The 17,084-nt window shown below is 44.5% G+C and carries 24 protein-coding genes and 2 pseudogenes; 13 read left to right on the forward strand and 13 right to left on the reverse strand.

Translation table 11 applies throughout. The annotated features are described in order from the left end of the window. Positions 1–51: 51 nt before the first annotated feature. Positions 52–258, reverse strand: coding sequence for a hypothetical protein (locus tag FAI41_03975; protein QCE32811.1), 207 nt, complete (start codon positions 256–258; stop codon positions 52–54). Between the two features lie 379 nt (positions 259–637). On the opposite strand from FAI41_03975, the gene FAI41_03980 reads away from it, so the two are divergent. Beyond that, positions 638–1,096 carry a hypothetical protein gene (locus FAI41_03980; protein ID QCE32812.1) on the forward strand — a complete coding sequence of 153 codons (459 nt, stop codon included), beginning with the start codon at positions 638–640 and terminating at the stop codon, positions 1,094–1,096. Between the two features lie 8 nt (positions 1,097–1,104). Beyond that, positions 1,105–1,584, forward strand: coding sequence for a hypothetical protein (locus FAI41_03985; protein QCE32813.1), 480 nt, complete (start codon positions 1,105–1,107; stop codon positions 1,582–1,584). Here the strand turns inward: FAI41_03985 and FAI41_03990 are convergent. Genes FAI41_03990 through FAI41_04005 form a run of 4 tightly spaced genes read right to left on the reverse strand, consistent with a single transcriptional unit; the run spans position 1,579 to position 4,132 of the window. Beyond that, positions 1,579–2,250 (reverse strand): HAD family hydrolase, encoded by a 672-nt coding sequence (locus FAI41_03990; GenBank protein QCE32814.1) that lies wholly within the window; start codon positions 2,248–2,250, stop codon positions 1,579–1,581. The two genes, FAI41_03985 and FAI41_03990, sit on opposite strands and share 6 nt — an antisense overlap. A 59-nt stretch (positions 2,251–2,309) precedes the next feature. Beyond that, entirely contained in the window at positions 2,310–2,990 is a 681-nt protein-coding gene (locus tag FAI41_03995; GenBank protein ID QCE32815.1) for a GNAT family N-acetyltransferase, read from the reverse strand. A gap of 53 nt (positions 2,991–3,043) precedes the next feature. Next, the gene (locus FAI41_04000) at positions 3,044–3,571 is read right to left on the reverse strand and encodes a hypothetical protein (protein QCE32816.1); all 528 of its coding nucleotides are present in this window, start codon (positions 3,569–3,571) and stop codon (positions 3,044–3,046) included. A gap of 12 nt (positions 3,572–3,583) precedes the next feature. Continuing rightward, on the reverse strand, positions 3,584–4,132 hold the full coding sequence (locus tag FAI41_04005) for a hypothetical protein (protein QCE32817.1): 549 nt from the start codon (positions 4,130–4,132) through the stop codon (positions 3,584–3,586). A 166-nt stretch (positions 4,133–4,298) separates the two neighbouring features. On the opposite strand from FAI41_04005, the gene FAI41_04010 reads away from it, so the two are divergent. The 5 genes and pseudogenes from FAI41_04010 to higA all read left to right on the forward strand — a co-directional run bounded on the left by FAI41_04010 (position 4,299) and on the right by higA (position 6,572). After that, positions 4,299–4,856: a hypothetical protein gene (locus tag FAI41_04010; GenBank protein ID QCE32818.1), complete on the forward strand. Its 558-nt coding sequence runs from the start codon at positions 4,299–4,301 to the stop codon at positions 4,854–4,856. Further along, positions 4,853–5,461 carry a helix-turn-helix domain-containing protein gene (locus tag FAI41_04015; GenBank protein QCE32819.1) on the forward strand — a complete coding sequence of 203 codons (609 nt, stop codon included), beginning with the start codon at positions 4,853–4,855 and terminating at the stop codon, positions 5,459–5,461. Before FAI41_04010 ends, FAI41_04015 begins: the two co-directional genes overlap by 4 nt. Then, positions 5,461–6,096, forward strand: coding sequence for a hypothetical protein (locus FAI41_04020; protein ID QCE32820.1), 636 nt, complete (start codon positions 5,461–5,463; stop codon positions 6,094–6,096). Before FAI41_04015 ends, FAI41_04020 begins: the two co-directional genes overlap by 1 nt. A 58-nt stretch (positions 6,097–6,154) precedes the next feature. Beyond that, positions 6,155–6,241: pseudogene (locus FAI41_04025) on the forward strand (plasmid maintenance system killer). Positions 6,242–6,267: 26 nt separating this feature from the next. Beyond that, positions 6,268–6,572, forward strand: a pseudogene (gene higA / locus FAI41_04030) (addiction module antidote protein, HigA family). 68 nt (positions 6,573–6,640) lie between these two features. On the opposite strand, the gene FAI41_04035 reads toward higA, so the two are convergent. The 5 genes from FAI41_04035 to FAI41_04055 form a co-directional block, all read right to left on the reverse strand. Then, positions 6,641–7,726, reverse strand: a complete 1,086-nt coding sequence (locus tag FAI41_04035; GenBank protein QCE32821.1) for a polymer-forming cytoskeletal protein — start codon at positions 7,724–7,726, stop codon at positions 6,641–6,643. A gap of 230 nt (positions 7,727–7,956) precedes the next feature. Next, entirely contained in the window at positions 7,957–8,214 is a 258-nt protein-coding gene (locus tag FAI41_04040) for a hypothetical protein (GenBank protein ID QCE32822.1), read from the reverse strand. Next, entirely contained in the window at positions 8,215–9,192 is a 978-nt protein-coding gene (locus FAI41_04045; GenBank protein ID QCE33782.1) for a hypothetical protein, read from the reverse strand. An 89-nt stretch (positions 9,193–9,281) separates the two neighbouring features. Further along, positions 9,282–10,052 carry a hypothetical protein gene (locus tag FAI41_04050; protein QCE32823.1) on the reverse strand — a complete coding sequence of 257 codons (771 nt, stop codon included), beginning with the start codon at positions 10,050–10,052 and terminating at the stop codon, positions 9,282–9,284. Between the two features lie 23 nt (positions 10,053–10,075). Beyond that, on the reverse strand, positions 10,076–10,933 hold the full coding sequence (locus FAI41_04055; GenBank protein QCE32824.1) for a hypothetical protein: 858 nt from the start codon (positions 10,931–10,933) through the stop codon (positions 10,076–10,078). Between the two features lie 247 nt (positions 10,934–11,180). Between FAI41_04055 and FAI41_04060 the strand changes: the two genes are divergently transcribed. The 5 genes from FAI41_04060 (at position 11,181) to FAI41_04080 (ending at position 14,012) form a co-directional block, all read left to right on the forward strand. Next, positions 11,181–11,798 (forward strand): hypothetical protein, encoded by a 618-nt coding sequence (locus tag FAI41_04060; protein QCE32825.1) that lies wholly within the window; start codon positions 11,181–11,183, stop codon positions 11,796–11,798. 10 nt (positions 11,799–11,808) lie between these two features. Beyond that, entirely contained in the window at positions 11,809–12,264 is a 456-nt protein-coding gene (locus FAI41_04065) for a hypothetical protein (GenBank protein ID QCE32826.1), read from the forward strand. Positions 12,265–12,385: 121 nt separating this feature from the next. After that, positions 12,386–12,940: a hypothetical protein gene (locus tag FAI41_04070; GenBank protein ID QCE32827.1), complete on the forward strand. Its 555-nt coding sequence runs from the start codon at positions 12,386–12,388 to the stop codon at positions 12,938–12,940. A 74-nt stretch (positions 12,941–13,014) separates the two neighbouring features. Next, complete coding sequence (locus FAI41_04075; GenBank protein QCE32828.1) at positions 13,015–13,599, forward strand: hypothetical protein; 585 nt, start codon at positions 13,015–13,017, stop codon at positions 13,597–13,599. Positions 13,600–13,670: 71 nt separating this feature from the next. After that, entirely contained in the window at positions 13,671–14,012 is a 342-nt protein-coding gene (locus FAI41_04080; GenBank protein ID QCE32829.1) for a hypothetical protein, read from the forward strand. Between the two features lie 38 nt (positions 14,013–14,050). Here FAI41_04080 and FAI41_04085 read toward each other — a convergent pair whose 3' ends face one another. Further along, a complete protein-coding gene (locus FAI41_04085) occupies positions 14,051–14,839 on the reverse strand; it encodes a sel1 repeat family protein (protein QCE32830.1) in 789 nt (262 codons plus the stop codon). A gap of 100 nt (positions 14,840–14,939) precedes the next feature. Here FAI41_04085 and FAI41_04090 point away from each other — a divergent pair, with 100 nt between their 5' ends. Next, complete coding sequence (locus tag FAI41_04090; protein QCE32831.1) at positions 14,940–15,350, forward strand: hypothetical protein; 411 nt, start codon at positions 14,940–14,942, stop codon at positions 15,348–15,350. A gap of 244 nt (positions 15,351–15,594) precedes the next feature. Here FAI41_04090 and FAI41_04095 read toward each other — a convergent pair whose 3' ends face one another. Next, entirely contained in the window at positions 15,595–16,236 is a 642-nt protein-coding gene (locus FAI41_04095; protein QCE32832.1) for a hypothetical protein, read from the reverse strand. Beyond that, complete coding sequence (locus FAI41_04100) at positions 16,233–16,988, reverse strand: hypothetical protein (protein QCE32833.1); 756 nt, start codon at positions 16,986–16,988, stop codon at positions 16,233–16,235. The genes FAI41_04095 and FAI41_04100 overlap by 4 nt, the downstream gene beginning before the upstream one ends. Between the last annotated feature and the right edge of the window lie 96 nt (positions 16,989–17,084).

A 17,084-nucleotide genomic window follows, 5' to 3' on the forward strand; every position in this document is an offset into this window, starting at 1 on the left:
TTTCAACCGTTTGATGGATTTGGGAATCAAGCGGATCTTTAAAAACAATAATCAGCGATTTTGAATAAAGCGCCGGCGGTACGATTGCTCCCCCCCCATGCCCTGCCCTAAGGAAGCCCCCAGATACCAGCCAAGAGCCATACCATTCAAACCAAAAACAACACTGCCGAAGCTAAAGACACTCCCAACAGCCAATCCTGTAAGATCAGCACTCAAATAATGGTTATAGCTATTATCGACAGTGGCATGCGCCGGCATCAGGGCAATAATCTCCACAATCCGACTTTGTAGAGATCTGTCTAAATCATGCGCTGCAAAACTTGTCGGCTTTAGATTTTCAATGGGGTTTGTGCAGGCGGTTAGAAAACAGGATGAAAATAAAAATAATCCTGTAAAAATCCTGCTGATTTCAGGCTGTTACATTCAAAAATTTCCTTTAAAACGGCAATTTTCCTGCCTGATAAAAAGATTTTGATTTAAACTCGCCCAAAAATTCTTAACAGAAACTTCTCCTCTTAGAAGAAAAAAACCGCTACAATTTTCAAAAAGGAAATTATCTAATAATCATTATCTCTCTTTTACAGAGATAAAAGGGATAGAAAAAAGCTAAATCCTCAAAAGACCAAAGAAGACAATCATGGAAAGTAATCCTTCGGAAATTTTAGAAAAAATAGGCTTATTGCTTCAAAAAAGCTATCAAACGGCGTTTGAAGCCTATGAAAAAGCGCTCAAAAGCAAAATTTTGGCAGAACGTGTCTATCAACTTGATCAGGCGGACAAAATCCTTTCCAAAGCCTATTTACGTTTAGCGCAGGCAGGCATGAAAAAGCTTCCCCTTCGGGCGATAGAAGCAGATTTTGCACCCAAAGCGGAAAAACTCAAGGAAACCATTGCGCATGCCCGCAAAATCGCTTTAAAAACCCTTGATAAAGCCCCCCTTAAAAAACTCTTTATCGAATCTTTTTCAAAGGATAGGAAAACATTTTCACAGCTTTGTCTGCTTTTTATTTCGGATAAAGTTCTGGAAGAGAAACTTCTCTCTTCTTTTGATGCTCAAGATGAAGTCGAATTTAAAGCGCTCTTAGAGAGATTATAAGGATTTTTATGCCCCAGACGCCAAAAGAAATCTCCTTTCCTGCTCAGGAAATTGTCGAAAAAGGTCTTGCGGCGCTTCATGCGAACAATCCGCAGGATGCCCTGTACGCTTTCGAGCAGGCGGCCAAAGCGGATAATCCGAACGCCTATTATGAGCTTGCCAAGCTCTATTTTGAAAACCGCATCAATCTTGCCGGAATGGATGTGCAAGCACGTCTTTCCTTAGCCAAACAGCATTTGCAGAAATCCATCCTTGAGCTCAAATATTTCCCGGAAAAATTTCAAATTCTATTTAACAAAATCAATGAGGCTCTTTTAAGAGAAATCCTTAAAACATCTCTGCAACGCCCTTTTGAGCATCGGGATGTCAAGAGTTTCAACTCTATCCTGACTTTTTTAAAAGCAGATGATCGGACACGGACTAAATTTAACTTACTCTATGAAAAAGGCGATCAGGGTGAATTTGAGGCGGCCGTAAAGGAACTATAATAAATGCAAGAGAATTTCTCTTAATTCCTTCACCGTTTCAGCAATATAATCCGCCCCCTCCCTTTTGAGGGTTACGGCATCTTGTGCCCCCCATGTCACACCGATGGAAATCATCCCGGCCTGTTTGGCTAAGCCAATATCGGGCGTACTGTCTCCAACCATGACCGATTTTTGAAGGCTATGCTCAATTTCAGCGTCCGTCAGCGCCATCATAATATGCGCCATGTCCAAAATATCCCTTTCCGGCTTTGACGCACCGGCCAGATCTGCGCCTAGAATAGCCTTGAAAAAAGGCTGAATTTTCAGCGCCTGGGTTTCATTTAAAACGCATTTGGTTGGTTTATTGGTCAGGATAGCCAAACGCTGCGCCTTTTGTGAAAACTCTTCGACAAGTTCACGCATTCCCGGAAAAAGGCAAATCTCATCGACCACCATTTCCGCATAATATTCCTCGACCAAATTACGAAAGACCAAAATCTCTTGGGAATCCGAAGGGTGATCAAGCAGGATTCCAAGAATTTGCAGTAATGGGAAACCCATGAGCGGCATGACTTCGGAGACTTTCGGCGGTGGTAAATCCCGCGCCATAAAGCTCAAACGTACGGCCTCAACCAAAGCAGGGCCTGTATCGGCCAGTGTGCCGTCAAAATCAAAATAAAGATGCATGGAGAGGTTTCATTTGTTCCAGAAAATTTGTTACAGGAAAGGCAAGAATAATAAGCATTTTAAGAGCGCTTTTCTTTCACGTTTAAAGACGTTTTTTGCTTCCCCTCTTCTGTGAAATTATTTGGGTCTAACCAACGTTCATATTCTTTTTTTATTTCCGGCCACTCTTTATCCAGCATTGAGAACCAAGCGGTATCACGGTTATTTCCACGACTGACAATATGCTGTCGGAAAAGCCCCTCTTGTAAAAATCCAAAACGTTCTGCCGCCTTTTTAGAAGGTAAATTCAAATTGTCACATTTCCATTCAAACCGCCGATAACCCAGATCAAAGATGTAAGAAGCCGCTAGAAAAACGGCCTCTGTCGCACGATGTGTGCGAACCAAAGAACGCCCCCATAAAACAGCGCCAATTTCAATCACACCATTATCCGTATCAATCCGCATCAGGGAAAAATAGCCCTCCGCTAAATGGGTTGTTTTATTCACAACAGCAAAATAAAGACGTTCTCTACTGGTTTTCCACGTTTCAACCCAGCGTTTCATATCTTCAAAATCGAGCGGCGCCTCTGTCCCATGAAGATAATGAAAACGTGCCTCTTTATCGGCACCATCGACTTCCTTATAAAGTGCTTCGGCGTGGCAATCCTCCAGAGGCTCTAAACGAACATAATTTCCTTCTAGGATTTCATGTTTTGGATAAGAAACACCTTTCCAGTGAGACAAATCCTGATCGTTCATTCTTTTTCTTCGAAACATTTTTTCTCTTTATTAAAAAATCAAACATAGCCCCCTTATAAGGGCGGTAATGCTTTTAAAATCTTATGCATATTGGCTTTGACATCTGCGGGGGGCGGTGCCGTTTCCGCCTCCATTTCAAGCTGAGAAATATAGGCAGAAATTGTGCGCTCAATCCAGCGGAACTGGCTTAAGATGCTGTTCCAAGCCTCCAAACTTTGCCAAAAACCGGCCACGCATTTCTCTGCCAAAACCAGCTTCCCTTTTTTTCGATATTCCTGCATTTCCCGAAAAATTTCCATAATTTCTCCGGCAAGGGCGCTGAGTTTTGTAATATCATTTTCACCGCCCGATTTTGGTTTCAGCGCCTCTGAAAACAAGGCCAATAATCTCAAAAGCGTCTGACGTTTTTCCGCCCCAAATAATTCTGGATTTTTTTCAAAAGAAATCTCTTCAATCAGGCTTTGAGAAAGCGCTGTGACCGTTTTTAAATTTTCAAGAAGATAGGAAGGCAGAGGTAAAAAAAGGCTTTTTTTCCAATCCAAATAATCTCTTAAAGCCTGATTTCCTGCAATCCCTGACATTTTCCACCTTTTTTAGGAAAGCTGTGTGAGCTTTTCCACCAATGTTTTAACTTCCCGTGTTTGGAAAAAAATTTCAGGATTATCCATGCCAATACGAGAATATTTATCCTCTTCGCCAATCAAAGCAATGAGCTGATCTAGATCTGTATTTTTTGGGAAAGAGGCTTTAAAAATCGGCCGAAGCTCAACAAGCTTATTAAAATTCCGTCTTGGAATAATGCCTGTCGTCCATTGTTTGGTTTCTGGATCAAGCAAAGGGAAATGAAGTGGATAAAAAAGTAATTCAAGCTTTCCTAAAATTTCCAGCTTTTCCTTTTTTTCTGCTCGCTGAAGCTCTATCGCTGCAAAACGATCTGCCCCCATCGCCACCAAAATAATGGCCCAGGTATTGGCAAAATCTGCTGACGTATCCGTAAGCCATTCCTGCGTATGTTTTACAAAAGGCGAAAAATCCTCACTCGGCGTCACAAATCCTGCCACAATCCCCGCAAGCGTCAATGAGGCAAATAAAAGCATTAAAACCAATAGAAAGCGGTCAAACCAGCTTAAAAAACGTATCAAAAACTCTCTCGCAATCTAAAAAAACCTGCCCCCACCCTATCTATCATGCGTCTGTATATTCAAAAAGTCTAGAGGCAAGGGGTATGCGCTTCACCTAATAAAAATAAGTAAGCATTTTAAAATATTTTTCTTGTTTTGTAAGCATAAAAGCTTATAGATTTTAGACATGGTTCATTCATCAAATGCTCTTGCCGTCTCATCTGCAGCATTACGCGCCGATCAGGGGGCTTCGCCTTTTTCTTCAACCAAAAAATCCTCTGCTTATCAAAAGCGGAAAACTTCATTTAAAAAGGAAATTTCTCGCCTTCCTCGTAAGGCTTCACCTGCGACCTTACGCCGTCAACTCTTGGCACAAAAACAGCAGATGATTGCGCAATATCTCGAAAAAACTTTGCCGCAATCTTATCTTTTTCATGTTTTTGCCGCCCCAAGAAATTTTTTATCGGCACAGATTGCAAGCAAAAATGCTTATAAATTTACAGCGATTGGCTTTATCATTCAGCGGCCTGCGCCTTTGAGTGAAGTTTTTGTCTTTGTACGTCTGCCTGACAGTCAGGCCCCTCTCCCGGTTCTCAATGAAATTCGGCGTCTGAAAATCATGGGAAAAATCGTTCTTTCCGTTCTGGGGATTGAGGATTTAGCCTTTCACCTCCATTCGATCGGGATTGCCTTAAAAACACTTCCGAAAACACAGGAAAATCATGATTACAGGAGATCTTTATGAGTCTAGCGGCCATTCAATGGGCATGGCAACAGGAATTACCAGCAACGCAAAAGCTTGTTTTAGTCGCTATGGCCGATCATGCGAATAAGGAGGAAGGCATTTGCTGGCCCTCCTTGGAGCTTTTAGCCCACAAAACAGGTCTATGCACCCGTACGATCAAAACCGCACGCCGTCAGTTACGAGAAAAAGCCTTAATCGTCACCCTAGCACCGGGACGCTATCGCCTTTGCCATCCTTTAGAAAAATTTTCTGAGGCGCAGGGAAGCGCACGCCCCCTCTCTCAAAATCTCTCGAGGGACTCTCGTGTCCTTCAGAGGGAATCTTACAAACGCAAAGAGGAATCTTTTTCCCCCTCCTATAAGAACCCAAAGAATAACCCTCACTTAAACCCTGAAAAAAACACACCCGAAGAAAACGAGCCTGATGGATTCAGCCTCAAAGAAAGCCACTTTTTTCAGACATGGCATCGCCATGAAAAAAATGGCTTTCGGGAGCTTGCCGATATACGAAAGACCAATCCTGCGGAAGCCAGAAAAGCGATGATTTCGCTCATGCAAAATCTCACCCCAAGACTGGTTCCAATGATTTTAGGAGAAGATTCATAATGAACACAAATAAATCTTATTTAATTCAAAATTATTCTAAAGTAAAAAAAAGTAACAAACGTAAATCTATGACAAAAAAAACAGATCCTATTCTTCGCCCGACCAAAGAGCGGCGTTTAAAACCTGATTATGAAAAATCTCTCTCCGGAAAGCGGGAAAAGGCCAAAACCCTTTTGGAAATGGAGCGCCGTAAGATCATTACGGGCGCAGAGCTTCAAGCCGCAGAGCGCTGGCTGGCGGATTATATTTTCAGCACCGAAGGGTATGGGGATTTTCAATATGATCCTCCCTCTGCCAAAAGCCTTGCTTTGACAAAAAAATACGGCCCAGGAGATCGCCATACATTTGAAATCGCTAAAGGGAGATCCTGGACACGCATTAAGAAAGTACGTGCGGCCTTAGGGCTTTGCGGGCATCTCCGGCTTAAATTGCTTCTGGTCGATCAGCTTTCTTTTACGTCTTTAGGCGAGAAATTCTACCCGGAACTGTCTCAAGCCAGAGCCAGAGACCGTGCCTCTATCCAATGTGCGCTGGTCTTAGAACAGCTCGCAGAACATTATGGCGATGACATCCCGCAGGAAGAAAAAGGCAAAGGCACCGACATCAAAAGTTTTGGGAGTTTTGGGGAGATATAAAGAGCTCTTTACACCTATTTTAAAATGGAAAGCGCACCGCCTTTCAGATAGGGCAATAAGTCTATGGGTAACTGGAAATTGGCGTTTAACCTTTTTCGTCATAAATGATGAAATCTGCCATTTAAACTTGGCGGATTATCATTAACCTAATGTTTATTTTGGAGAAAAATAATGGCTTTAAAAATTAGAATGGAGCCCCCTATTGTGGGGGACTTCATCAAAACAGAAATCCTTGAGGCAATTGGGCTAGAGGTCACAGAAACAGCGGAAATTCTACAAGTTTCACGCCCTGCACTCTCACGCTTTATCAATGGACATTCAGAACTTTCGCCTGAAATGGCTATCGTTTAGAAAAAGCCTTTGGAATCTCAGCCGAAACTTTGATGAAAATGCAGACTTCCCGTGACCTGTGGCAAGCAAGTCTAAAAAAAGATAAAATCCATGTAAAATCTTGGGAAAAAATGAGTGTTACTTAAGGCCAAAGGTACTGACATCAAAAAATTTGGGCGTTTTGAGACCCGTGATGAAAAAAATATTTTAAATATTATCGCCAGAAATCCCGCCATTTGCGTTTAATCCCTTTCGCAATCGGCAGATGCATGCTTGCATTGCCGGCAAGAATGCCTTTTTTGATAAAGGCGTCCCCAGAAAGGGTCGCCTCTCCGCAAATAATGGCCATACCGCCCATAACAGCATTATCTTTTAATAAGGCTTGCCCTGAAATACGGGCTTTACCGGAAATTTTTACATTGTCACATAAGAGCGCCTCGCCATCAAGTATTGCCTGTCCTGTTACACTGACATTATCTTTTAAAACAACTTTTCCCGAAAGCGAGGCCTCTCCGGAAATGCTTACATTGCCGTATAAATGCACCTCACCGCTCACCTTTGCCTGATCGCATATCGTCACGTTATTTTCTGCATTTGCACAGCCTGAAAAGCGAGCAAATCCGGAGATATTCACAGAACCGGAAAGGCAGGCCTCTTCTGAAATTTCCGCATAATCTCTGGCGACAACCTGATCTTTCAGCCAGGCATTTTCAAAAACACGCACCTCATTGAGTGCCTTTGCATCCTTAGAAATCCAGCACTCTCCCGTCTGCGAGAGCGTTTGATAGCTGGAAACCACCCCGCCTAAATCGCCTTTTTTAACCTCTCTGGCGGGAATATCTCTTAACGCTTTAAGGCGGTATTGTGCTGGAACGGCAGAACCTTCCTCTTCCCCATCGCTGCCAGTGGAAACAAATTTTTTGGCACGTTTTTCAATGATAATTTTAAATTTTTCGCCACGCTTTAAAAGATCTGGATTTATCAAATAATAATAAAGATATCTTCCGCCTAAAAATAAGAGCAGTGCAAAACAGATCAGGCTAAAGAGAACTATCCCTGTCTGCGGATAGGTTAAAGGGTGCGCTTTAAAAAAAGAAATACCCCACAAAACCGCCTCAAAAGTACCACAGCATAGAACATAAAGAAGAGCCAAAATTAACAAGAAGGCCGCTGCAAGCAATAGGACGATCCCAAGTGGCGGAAAGAGGAAACACAGCGCAAGAGCAAGCAGAAAACCCCCCGTTGCGAGAGGCGCTTCGTAAAGGGAATAAAAAGGAAGAAAAACCCATCCGTTCTTCATAAACGCATTTCAACCTCTTAAAATCTTCTCTCTCATGGCCTGCACTTTTTTTGACATGCCACGATCACGCTAAAAATCCCCTGCATCTTATGGCGGATCAGGGATTAGGGGCTCCCTTTACCTATCCAGAAGATAAAAGGTTTTCCTAGCGTTTCTTAACCAAGCTCGCCCTATCTAAAAAATTATCAAATCTTCTAGCATTTCTAGCATTTAATGCTACATCGGCGAGTTTATCTTTCCCAAAAGCGTTTTTTACCGTAATCCCAAGCTTTTCCCGCTAAAAAAAGCGCAATCTCCAGCTCTGCATTTTTCCGATCATTTCGGGATTTTGGCTGTGGCCTTGAGGGCGGATTCATGGACTTTTTCACCTTTTTCCCTATACTGCAAAGCATTGAGATCAAAAGAAACAAAAAGATCAGCCCCAGAATGGCCAGCGCTAGCCATTCTGGCAGAAAATCTGCCAAAACATGCCCTATTCCAGGTCCCATTTAAAATCCGTAGGGTAATTGCTTCGTACCGCCTTGTTTATTTTCAATTTGTTTTTGCGCATTGCGAATGCCAATGGGTTTTTTGATTTCTGCTGGAAGGGATGCCTTCAAATCCTGTCGGGATTCATTTTGTGCATTCTCTTCCATTTTTTTAGAAATATTTCCAACAAAGGAATCAAGAAAAGAAGAAACAACATTCTCTTTTTTCGGCATCACTTCTGGTTTAAAAATATTCTCCTCTTTTAAACCAATAAATGTATTTCTCGCCGCATCACCAATCTTATCGTTGTAAATCGCATTCATTCCGCCACCGACAACGCCGCCCAAAACAGGCACCAGCTTTGTTAAATTCACAAGGCCGGTTGCGCCGGCTTTCGTCACAAAGCGAAAACCAATCGCCTGATTGATTTTTTTGAGCATCGCCCCGCTAATATATGTATTAATAAAGTTGGAAGCGAGTTTTTGGGTAAATTGAACGCCTGCACTCCGTAAAGTATCCTGCATCGCCTTCCCCAGTAAACAGGCGAAAGCAAGCGTTCTGACTTTATCATGCCGAATATCGTGTCCCCCCATATGGGCAATCGCCGCAATCATTTTGAGCTGAATATAGAGTATGGATGCCATATCCGCCGGGATAGCCACCGGCAGCGTTGCGATTCCGCCGAGTCCTGTTGCGAAACCACTCATACCAGCCTTACTATTTTGCCAGCGGATTAAAGAATTTGCGGCGACAAGGCGATTTCCCCGATGACTGGCAAGATACTGCTCTGCCATTTCCTCCGCCGTGCCGAGCATGCCAACGCCATCAATGGCTTTATCATACGCCCATTCCATTGCCTGAGTGATTACAGACACTTCCTGCATCTTATCTGTCATCTTCTTTTTTCTCTTCCTGAATCTCTTGTGGCAACTTTTTTTAGCCTCTGATTCTCTGAAATTTTTCAAAGCCGTTTGGGGATCAAGCAACGCTTTTTCCAAACTGGCGTTGCGCTGTTTCGAGGATTCCTGAAATAGTTTGGCCCTCTTTTCAAAAGCGTTCAAAAATTTCCGAGCTTTTTTCCTCAGCTCTAAGTCAGATCGCTTTCCGACAAATCCTGAAAATACGGGGCGGTCTGTTCCATTTTTCCTATAGGATTGTTGAAAACCTGCTGATCCAATTTGGAGCTGTTGTCTTTCACCGGATGCGCCGTCATTGAAATGCTCTTTTTCTTTGTCTGGCAGGCGTGCAGGGCTAACCCTCCGACGACAACCAGCGTAATGCCGGCGACAATCCAGAGCATTTTCCTGTCCAAAGGGCGGATGTCAACGCCGCCTTTTTGACCATTATCAGGGGAAAAATCTTCCGGAACCCCCAGAAAGGCTTTACTAGCAAACCATGTGCCCTGTTTTTGCCTCTGAAAATTTACCAGCATTTCCGCAATTTCACGCTTTTCCTGTGCCGTTCCAAGCTGATTAAGGCGTTCAATGGCTTCCAAAAGTTGCAGATTATTTTCTAATCCAATTTCTGCCCCCTCTAAAAGACCAGAAAGATTTTGGATTGGCTCGTCTGTTTTTAAAAAAGCCGTCAGAAAAACGGTTCGCCCCTCAATATCCTCGCCGGCAGGGGTTGTGAGCAAAAAAACATTCTCTCCTGTCCGGCGAACAGCCTGTCCTAAAACTGTCTGCGCCCCGTAGGTTCGAAACATTTGCGAAGACATGCCCCTGCCGCATCCTTGCGGCAGAGACGGCACATCGGATGCCGTTCCTTCAGACCATTGTCCATTATCCACTTTCACTTGATAGGAAAGCGCATGGGACTGGCGATAATTTGGCAAAATTAAAGTAATTTTAGAAACCATGATTTTTCCCCTTTATGAGAAAATTATTTTCCGGCAACTTTGCGTAAAATATTTGGGAAAAAGAATTTAAAGAGATCCAAGCTGCCGCAACTCATCGGCTCAATCGTTTTGAGCTGTTTACGGAACGTACCAAGCTCTTTTTTCATCAACGGCTGCATCAGCGACAGAAAAAGATTTAAGCTGGGCGCAATATTTTCTAAAATTTCCTCTCGGTCTTCCGGCGTTGCATGTGCGATATAGCGAGCAGGGAAACCTTCCAACTGATCATATTTATTTAAAAGGACACTCACAAGCGGGCGTTTGCCTTCAGGAAAATAAGAAATCTGAGAGGCTAGAAAACGCATATCTTCTAAAATACGCCACCCCTCTCCCTGCTGTTCTTTCAGCGCCAATTTAAGTTTAATACCATCTTGCGCCATTTCCTCTAAATCAAGAGCCTGAAGCTCTTTGAAAAATTTGGGGAAATCGATGAGATAGAAAATAAGATCCGCCCCCTCAAGGACTTTGCTCCAATAGCGTTCTTTGTCCTCGTCTTCGCCGCCGACATTGATCCCCTCTTTGACATTAAAACAGATATTTTCCCCGTCCGGAAAAGGGTAATCAATGCGGAAACTCTCAACCTTTTCAACGCCTGTTGTATTCACATGGCCTTTATGCGGCTCCTCTTTCTGAAGGCAGCTGATAAAAGAATCTTTACCACTTGCGGTTGCGCCTAAAACAGCAATATTTTTACCATTCCACCAAGCACCAACTTCTTTGAGCAAAGACGCTGCCCAGTTTTCCCAATTTTCTGCCACGTAAGAGGTAATTCTCTCTACGACCAAAGTCGCTAGCGGTGCGCCAACTGTTTTTGCAAGCTTGCCGAATACACGCATAACCATCAGTGATAATCCTTATTTTCTTTTGAAGAAATTTTAATTTTAGTTAGACAAGTAATTATTTTAGTTAGACAAGTAATTATTTTAGTTAGACAAGTAATTATTTTATCATATATTTACGCCACTTAACAGAGGCTCGGCGCCATTTTCTGCCTTTTTAAGGATTTTTTTTAAGAAAAAGCTATGTCTTTCCTGATCCTTCGTTATAAAGGGTTAGTGGGGGCATTCAGATTTTTTGGAAAAGATTCCTATGAAAAAAATTCTCTCTTTATCCTGTTGCTTCGCATTTTCATGCTTTCTCGGCGCTGCGCCTGTTTTTATCCCCTCCGCCTATGCCGGAACGGATATTAATGTCGGTACTTTTGCCGGCGATATTATTGCGCCCAATAGTGAAAAGCTTGGTAAAATCACCAAAAAAGGCGAAATTATTGATCTGCAAGGCGGTGTGCCGATTGCCACAATTACCCCAATGGGACAGGTCACGAGTTTTGAGGGCACTGTCCTCGGCACGGTTTCTCAAGGCGACCGCCTCGCCGCTTATAAACTTGCGAAACAACCGATTATGAAGCAGGTTTCTGGCGATCTCTCCACAGACTCCCAATTAAATACATCTGCCTCCGCCGGTGACTATGCAGGTACGGTGACAACATCGGAAAATAAACCGATTGCTTCGATCGCTCCCAATGGCGCTATCACTGATTTAACAAGCCATCAACTTATTGGTTATGTGAATGAACAAGGCCAGGTCACAGCACTCAACGATCAGATTTTAGGCACAGTCGGGCCGGGCGATAAATTCGCCGCCTATAATCTCGCCCGAAATGCCCCTTCTGCCAATCCTGCCTCGGCCAACAGCCCCTCTACGTAAGAACTGCTTTATGTCTAAATCCCTCTCTCTGCCCTTCTTTTTTGCGTTTATGGCGCTTTATGCGGCCGCACCGGCTTCGGCGCAGATTTTTCGGCCGCCAGTTCCAGCGGCACAGGCACAGCAAGGTACAGATAATGCCAACGCGGCCTTTAATAACGAAGTCAGTGCGCAAGGCGGTGCACCGCAAGCACCTTCTGGTGCAGATGATGGCGATCAAGACGGGATGAATCCCATGACACCGAGTGTCGGCGCAAATTTTTCCCAAGCCTCCAGCGGAACGGATTTACCGCCGCCCAATGATCCTGCCCCCCCTTCTCAAGAAGCTCCGGCGGAAACACCGCAAGAGCAGGCGACAGCGCAAGCCGTCAGGGGCCCGCAAATGCAAAAACAAGATATTGGCCCTGCTCAGTATCAGGGTTCCGTCAGCTCGCAAAATCTCAACCCGGCGGCAAATGCGGGGACTTAAAAAACACACTTTCTCAAATATTGCGCCGCATGTTGGGGCATAATTGACTTATTCTGGGAAAACTCTCATCGTTTCTCAGAAAACATCTATTTTTTGCCATAGAAATTAAAGGATAAAGAGAATGAGAAAAAAAACGTTTTTAGGCCTTTCTCCTCTATTTTTAGCATTTTCATTTTTAACAGCTCCCCTTGCCCATGCGCAGGATGCCGGCATCTATGCGGGGCAGGTAAAAACACCTCAAGGGGCTTTTGTCGGCAATATTTCCCAAACAGGTGCCATTACCGATGGCAGCACCGGCACGCAAATTGGCTATGTGAATGCCAATGGCCAAGTTTCCGCACCGGATGGAACCCCGCTCGGTGTTGCCTCTAATGGCAATAAGCTGACCGCCTATAATATGGCGCTCAATGCACGTCCCGGCGGTGCGCAAACCCCTGTCAGCGGTGCCGCATCCTATGCCGGTGACATCAAAGACAGCAGCGGCAATATTATCGGCTCCATTTCGCCCTCCGGCGTCATTACCGATGCCGCCACCTCTTTACCTGTCGGCACAATTGACGCAAAAGGCCAAGTGAGTGATCTCAACCACAAACCACTTGGCACGGCACCTGCCGGCAACCGTCTTGCCGCTTTCCAAGTAGCACGCCGTGCAGCAGATAATGGCGGCAATAGCTAAGTTTTTTCGTTTTTTAGAGACAAGGGGAAATTTAACATTTCGCCTTGTCTGTTTCTTTATTTACTGAAAATTTTATGAAAAAATCTCTCTGCGTAACGGCTTTATTCAGTGCGTTTTCTTTTTATCTTTTACCGATAGCAAATGCTGCCTATGTGCCGCAGCCCGTGAATAATACCACACTTTTTACAGGCGATATTCAAAATGCGACCGGTGAAATTATTGGTTCTATTGATAATCAAGGCAATATTACCGATGCGGCCACAGGTAATCCTATTGGACGTGTCAGTGCAGACGGAAAAGTTCTTGACCCCTATGGGCATCTTCTTGGCTCTGTTCCGGCCGGTGAGAAAAATGCCGCTTTTGCGCTGGCGCAAAATGCCCAAAAAACAGGGGCACCCCCAACCAGTTTAGCAGAAAATTCCGCAGGTGATTTTGCAGGGCAGGTCAAAGATGATAACGGCAATGTTCTCGGAAATATTGATCCGACAGGCGCCATTACGGATGCAGGAACAGGCCAATATATCGGCCGTGTTCAATCTAATGGTCAAGTTTTTGCGGATAATGGCCAAGGGCTGGGTTCTGTTGATCTCGGTGATCAAATGGCCGCCTATAAAATGGCCAAGACCGCACCGGCACAGCCAGAAAATAACGGGTCGTGATCTTTTTAGCTTTTCTACAAAATATGCTATGCTTTGACCCCTAAATTCTTTCCGACTGAGGAAATATCACGATGAAAAAGACTTTTTTACTGGCTTCTGCCCTATTCGCACTTCCCCTTTCGACTTCCTTTGCAATGGCGCAAAATAACGGAAGCCGCTCCTATCTTAATGTTGGCAACCCTTCGGGTGACAATGTGGGTGCCTTTGCCGGAAGCGTTAAAGATTCCAAGGGCGTCCAGCTCGGCACCATCAATCTGAATGGTGATATTGTCGATGGAGGCGGCGACATCATTGGCAAAATCAATGCGGAAGGCCAAGTGACCGATCCCAATGGCAAAAATCTCGGCGTTGTCGCACCGGCAGATAGGTTCGGTGCTTATAACCTCGCTAAAAAATCTTCAATCAATAATTGATCAAAATGCAGGGGATTAAGCTTTTTTAATCCCCTTTTTCAAGAGCTTTTTAAACGTGCTTTGGCACGCTGGTCACCCTGAGCGCTGGCCTGCTCATAATATTTCAAAGCGATTTTCCAATGATCTGGCGTTTGGGCATTTTCATAAAGCCCCCCAAGCTGATATTGCGCCTTAGCACTGCCATGCGCTGCGGCTTTTTCCAGCCAATAGCGGCCCTTTTCCATATTGATAGGGAAGTTCTCCGTCCCCTCGACATAAAGGGCACCCAGCAGCCTTTCCGCCTCCATATTATGACATTCGGCCGCTTCTTTCCAAACCTGCATCGTTTTTTGCGGATTTTTTTTCCCATTCAGTCCTGAGAGATACCCACTCCCCAGCAGAATTTTCCCCTCAATATTGCCCCGCTTGGCCGCTAATTTATAATATTTCATCGCCTCGGCACCATTCTTGGCAACATTCTTTCCCAGCTGATAGTCCAACCCTATGGCTAAAGCCCCCTCTGCGCTTCCCAAATCTGAGGCCAGTTTGCGATAAAATTGCGCTTTGCGCGCATCCATTTTAACCCCCTCCCCAAACTGGTAGCAAAGAGCCAAAGCATAAGCGGAGGCCGCATTTTTCTGTGCCGATTTTTCCCACCAGAAAACAGCCTTTTCCTCATTTTGCGGCAAGCCATTCTGTCCAAAATCATAAAGATTTCCAAGCGCATATTGCGCCTGCGGATTGCCTGATACGGCCTGTTGAAATAACTTCTCCAGTCCCGAATTTTCATTCATTTCTTTTGGTACTGAAAAAGCCGGTGGCTGTGACGGGGGAAGTAAGGCGACCAAGAAAATATATCCTCAAAACAAAAACATCCTTGCACTCTAATCAAAATCCAGAAATATCATAAGGTTAAATTTCATTCTGCCAGAGAGTTTATGCTTTGATATGCGTCTTTTCCGTTCCTTCTTTCCAATTTTAATCGTTTTTTCCGCTCTTCTTACGGGAAGCGCATGGGCAGATCTCTCTACACGTGATGATCTTTTACCCCCCAAAACAGAAGAACAAAAATCCGAAGCCCATAAAGCAAGCGAGGCATGGAAAGAAAGTGGCCACGCTACCTCAAAGGCTTTTAAAGAAACAGGCCATTCTGTCGGAAATGCTGCGCACCAAACCGGCGAGGCCTTTAGAGACACATGGCAGAAAACCTCTGGCGCAACCAAAAATGCCTGGAGCAAAACAGCCGACACAACGAAAGATGCGGCAAGCAAAACCGCCGACACCGGCAAAGACATAGGGAGTACGGTTGCAAATGCCAGCAAAGATATCTGGCACAGCATCACAGACTTATTTCATTGATGAAGCAAAGTAAAAACGAACGCTATTTAACGCTAGACGAATATCATGGCAAAAAGTTTGACGTTATTAATTAAGTGTGATGACAAAAAATTTTGACATTGTGAAGCATGACGGCAAACAGGCATTGTCTTTACCTGTCAATGAGAGATAAAAGCTCTGGGAAATGCCAAACTGCCGGACGCCGTCCACTGACAGGGTGTCGCTCCTCTAGGACACCTGACCCTTGCAATATTCCTACATTTTTTTATTTTCCGCCTATAAATTCCTGCATTTCAGGTTGGAGTTGAGGCGGTGCCGGGGTTGGAGGGGCTTGTACCGATTTTTGCGGTGCTGGCGGTTCTTTCTCTGTGAAAGGATCGTCAATTTTACCTTGTGCTTTGGCTTTTGCGATTTTTTCTGCCCTAAGCTGAGCTAATTTTTCGGCCTTTTTCTCTTTTGAAGTCATTTTTGGATGAGAAGGCAGTGGAATATGCATTCCAAAAGCGTTTTCGGTTTGGTCAATCATACGCTTGAGATCCGCAAGATCTGTCCGGGTCAACTGGTTCAGGGCAACAGATTCATCACTGACATAAAAAGGCGTTTCTCCCCAGCCGTCAAAAGGGAAAAACCAATCCCCCCACCACGGATTGGCGACATGCTCACGCACGATTTCCGCAATTTTAGAGACTGCCGCAATTTCGCTCGCCACTTTACGCATTTGCCAGCGTAGATTTGCACGCTCCGGATCTTTTAAATCCGGAAACTGGATAAGCTGATCCGCAACATATTCCAGATCCTGTGCCTGCCGCTTTTCAGCCTTCACATGGTTAAGGAAAGGGCCGTTAACCGTCGCATTACAGCCTGCAAAAACCAGCAAACAAGGAAGTAAAAAATAGCGTTTCATCATTTCTTTTGCATCTCTGTTTTCACTGGCGGCAAGCCTTTTTGCGGCCCGTGGGCTTGGGCCAAATCTTGCTTATCATTCGGCGCATCGGCCGCATATTTCGGTGTTTGCGCCTCACGATTAAGGGCCTCCGGAAAGGCATTCCCCCAGTTCTCACCTGTTTCCTGATGTTTGGCTGCCTGTTCTTGTAATCTTGCCTGCGTACCAACGCCTTCATTCCAAGGACGTGGTAAAAGATCCTGAATCAAAGGACTGTCTTGAACAAGCACCCGTCCCCATCCCGGCTGGACTTCTTTATGTTTACGATGTTTTTGATCTTTTTCCCAAAGATCCCCCATATCCAACGGCAAGCCTGTCGGTCCAACATTGCCGAAAGTCATAAGGCTGCGGTGAACTTCTTTTTGATAGGCTTTAATCATCGCACGGACAGGACGGTTATCTTTAATAGCCTGATGCGGAACATATTTGATGGAGAAATCGTCATCATTCATACCGGATTCATTATATTTAATGACAATTTTTTCCAGTGGTACGAGTTTTTCCTCTATCTCACCCTGTTTTTTAACCAAATCCTCTGCGATGTCGACCGGCAACCACGGATTTTGAAGATTAAGACGCACCGTTTCATTGAGCTGTTCAAAGAGAAAGCGCTCATTCTGAACCCCATTGATGAAAGGCTGGTTAAACCAATCTCCACAGCCGGCTAAAGCCAGCAATATTGGTGAGGAAAAAAGAAGTTTTTGAAAAAAGCGCATTTAAGCACAGCCTTTGAGGAAACAGGGAAAATTCATCCAATCTTTTTCATTTATTGCCCGTCCGCCTTGAGGGGTCAAGGTAGCGCCTAAAATAGA

This window comes from Acetobacteraceae bacterium, from assembly GCA_004843165.1.
Classification (GTDB): Bacteria; Pseudomonadota; Alphaproteobacteria; order Acetobacterales; family Acetobacteraceae.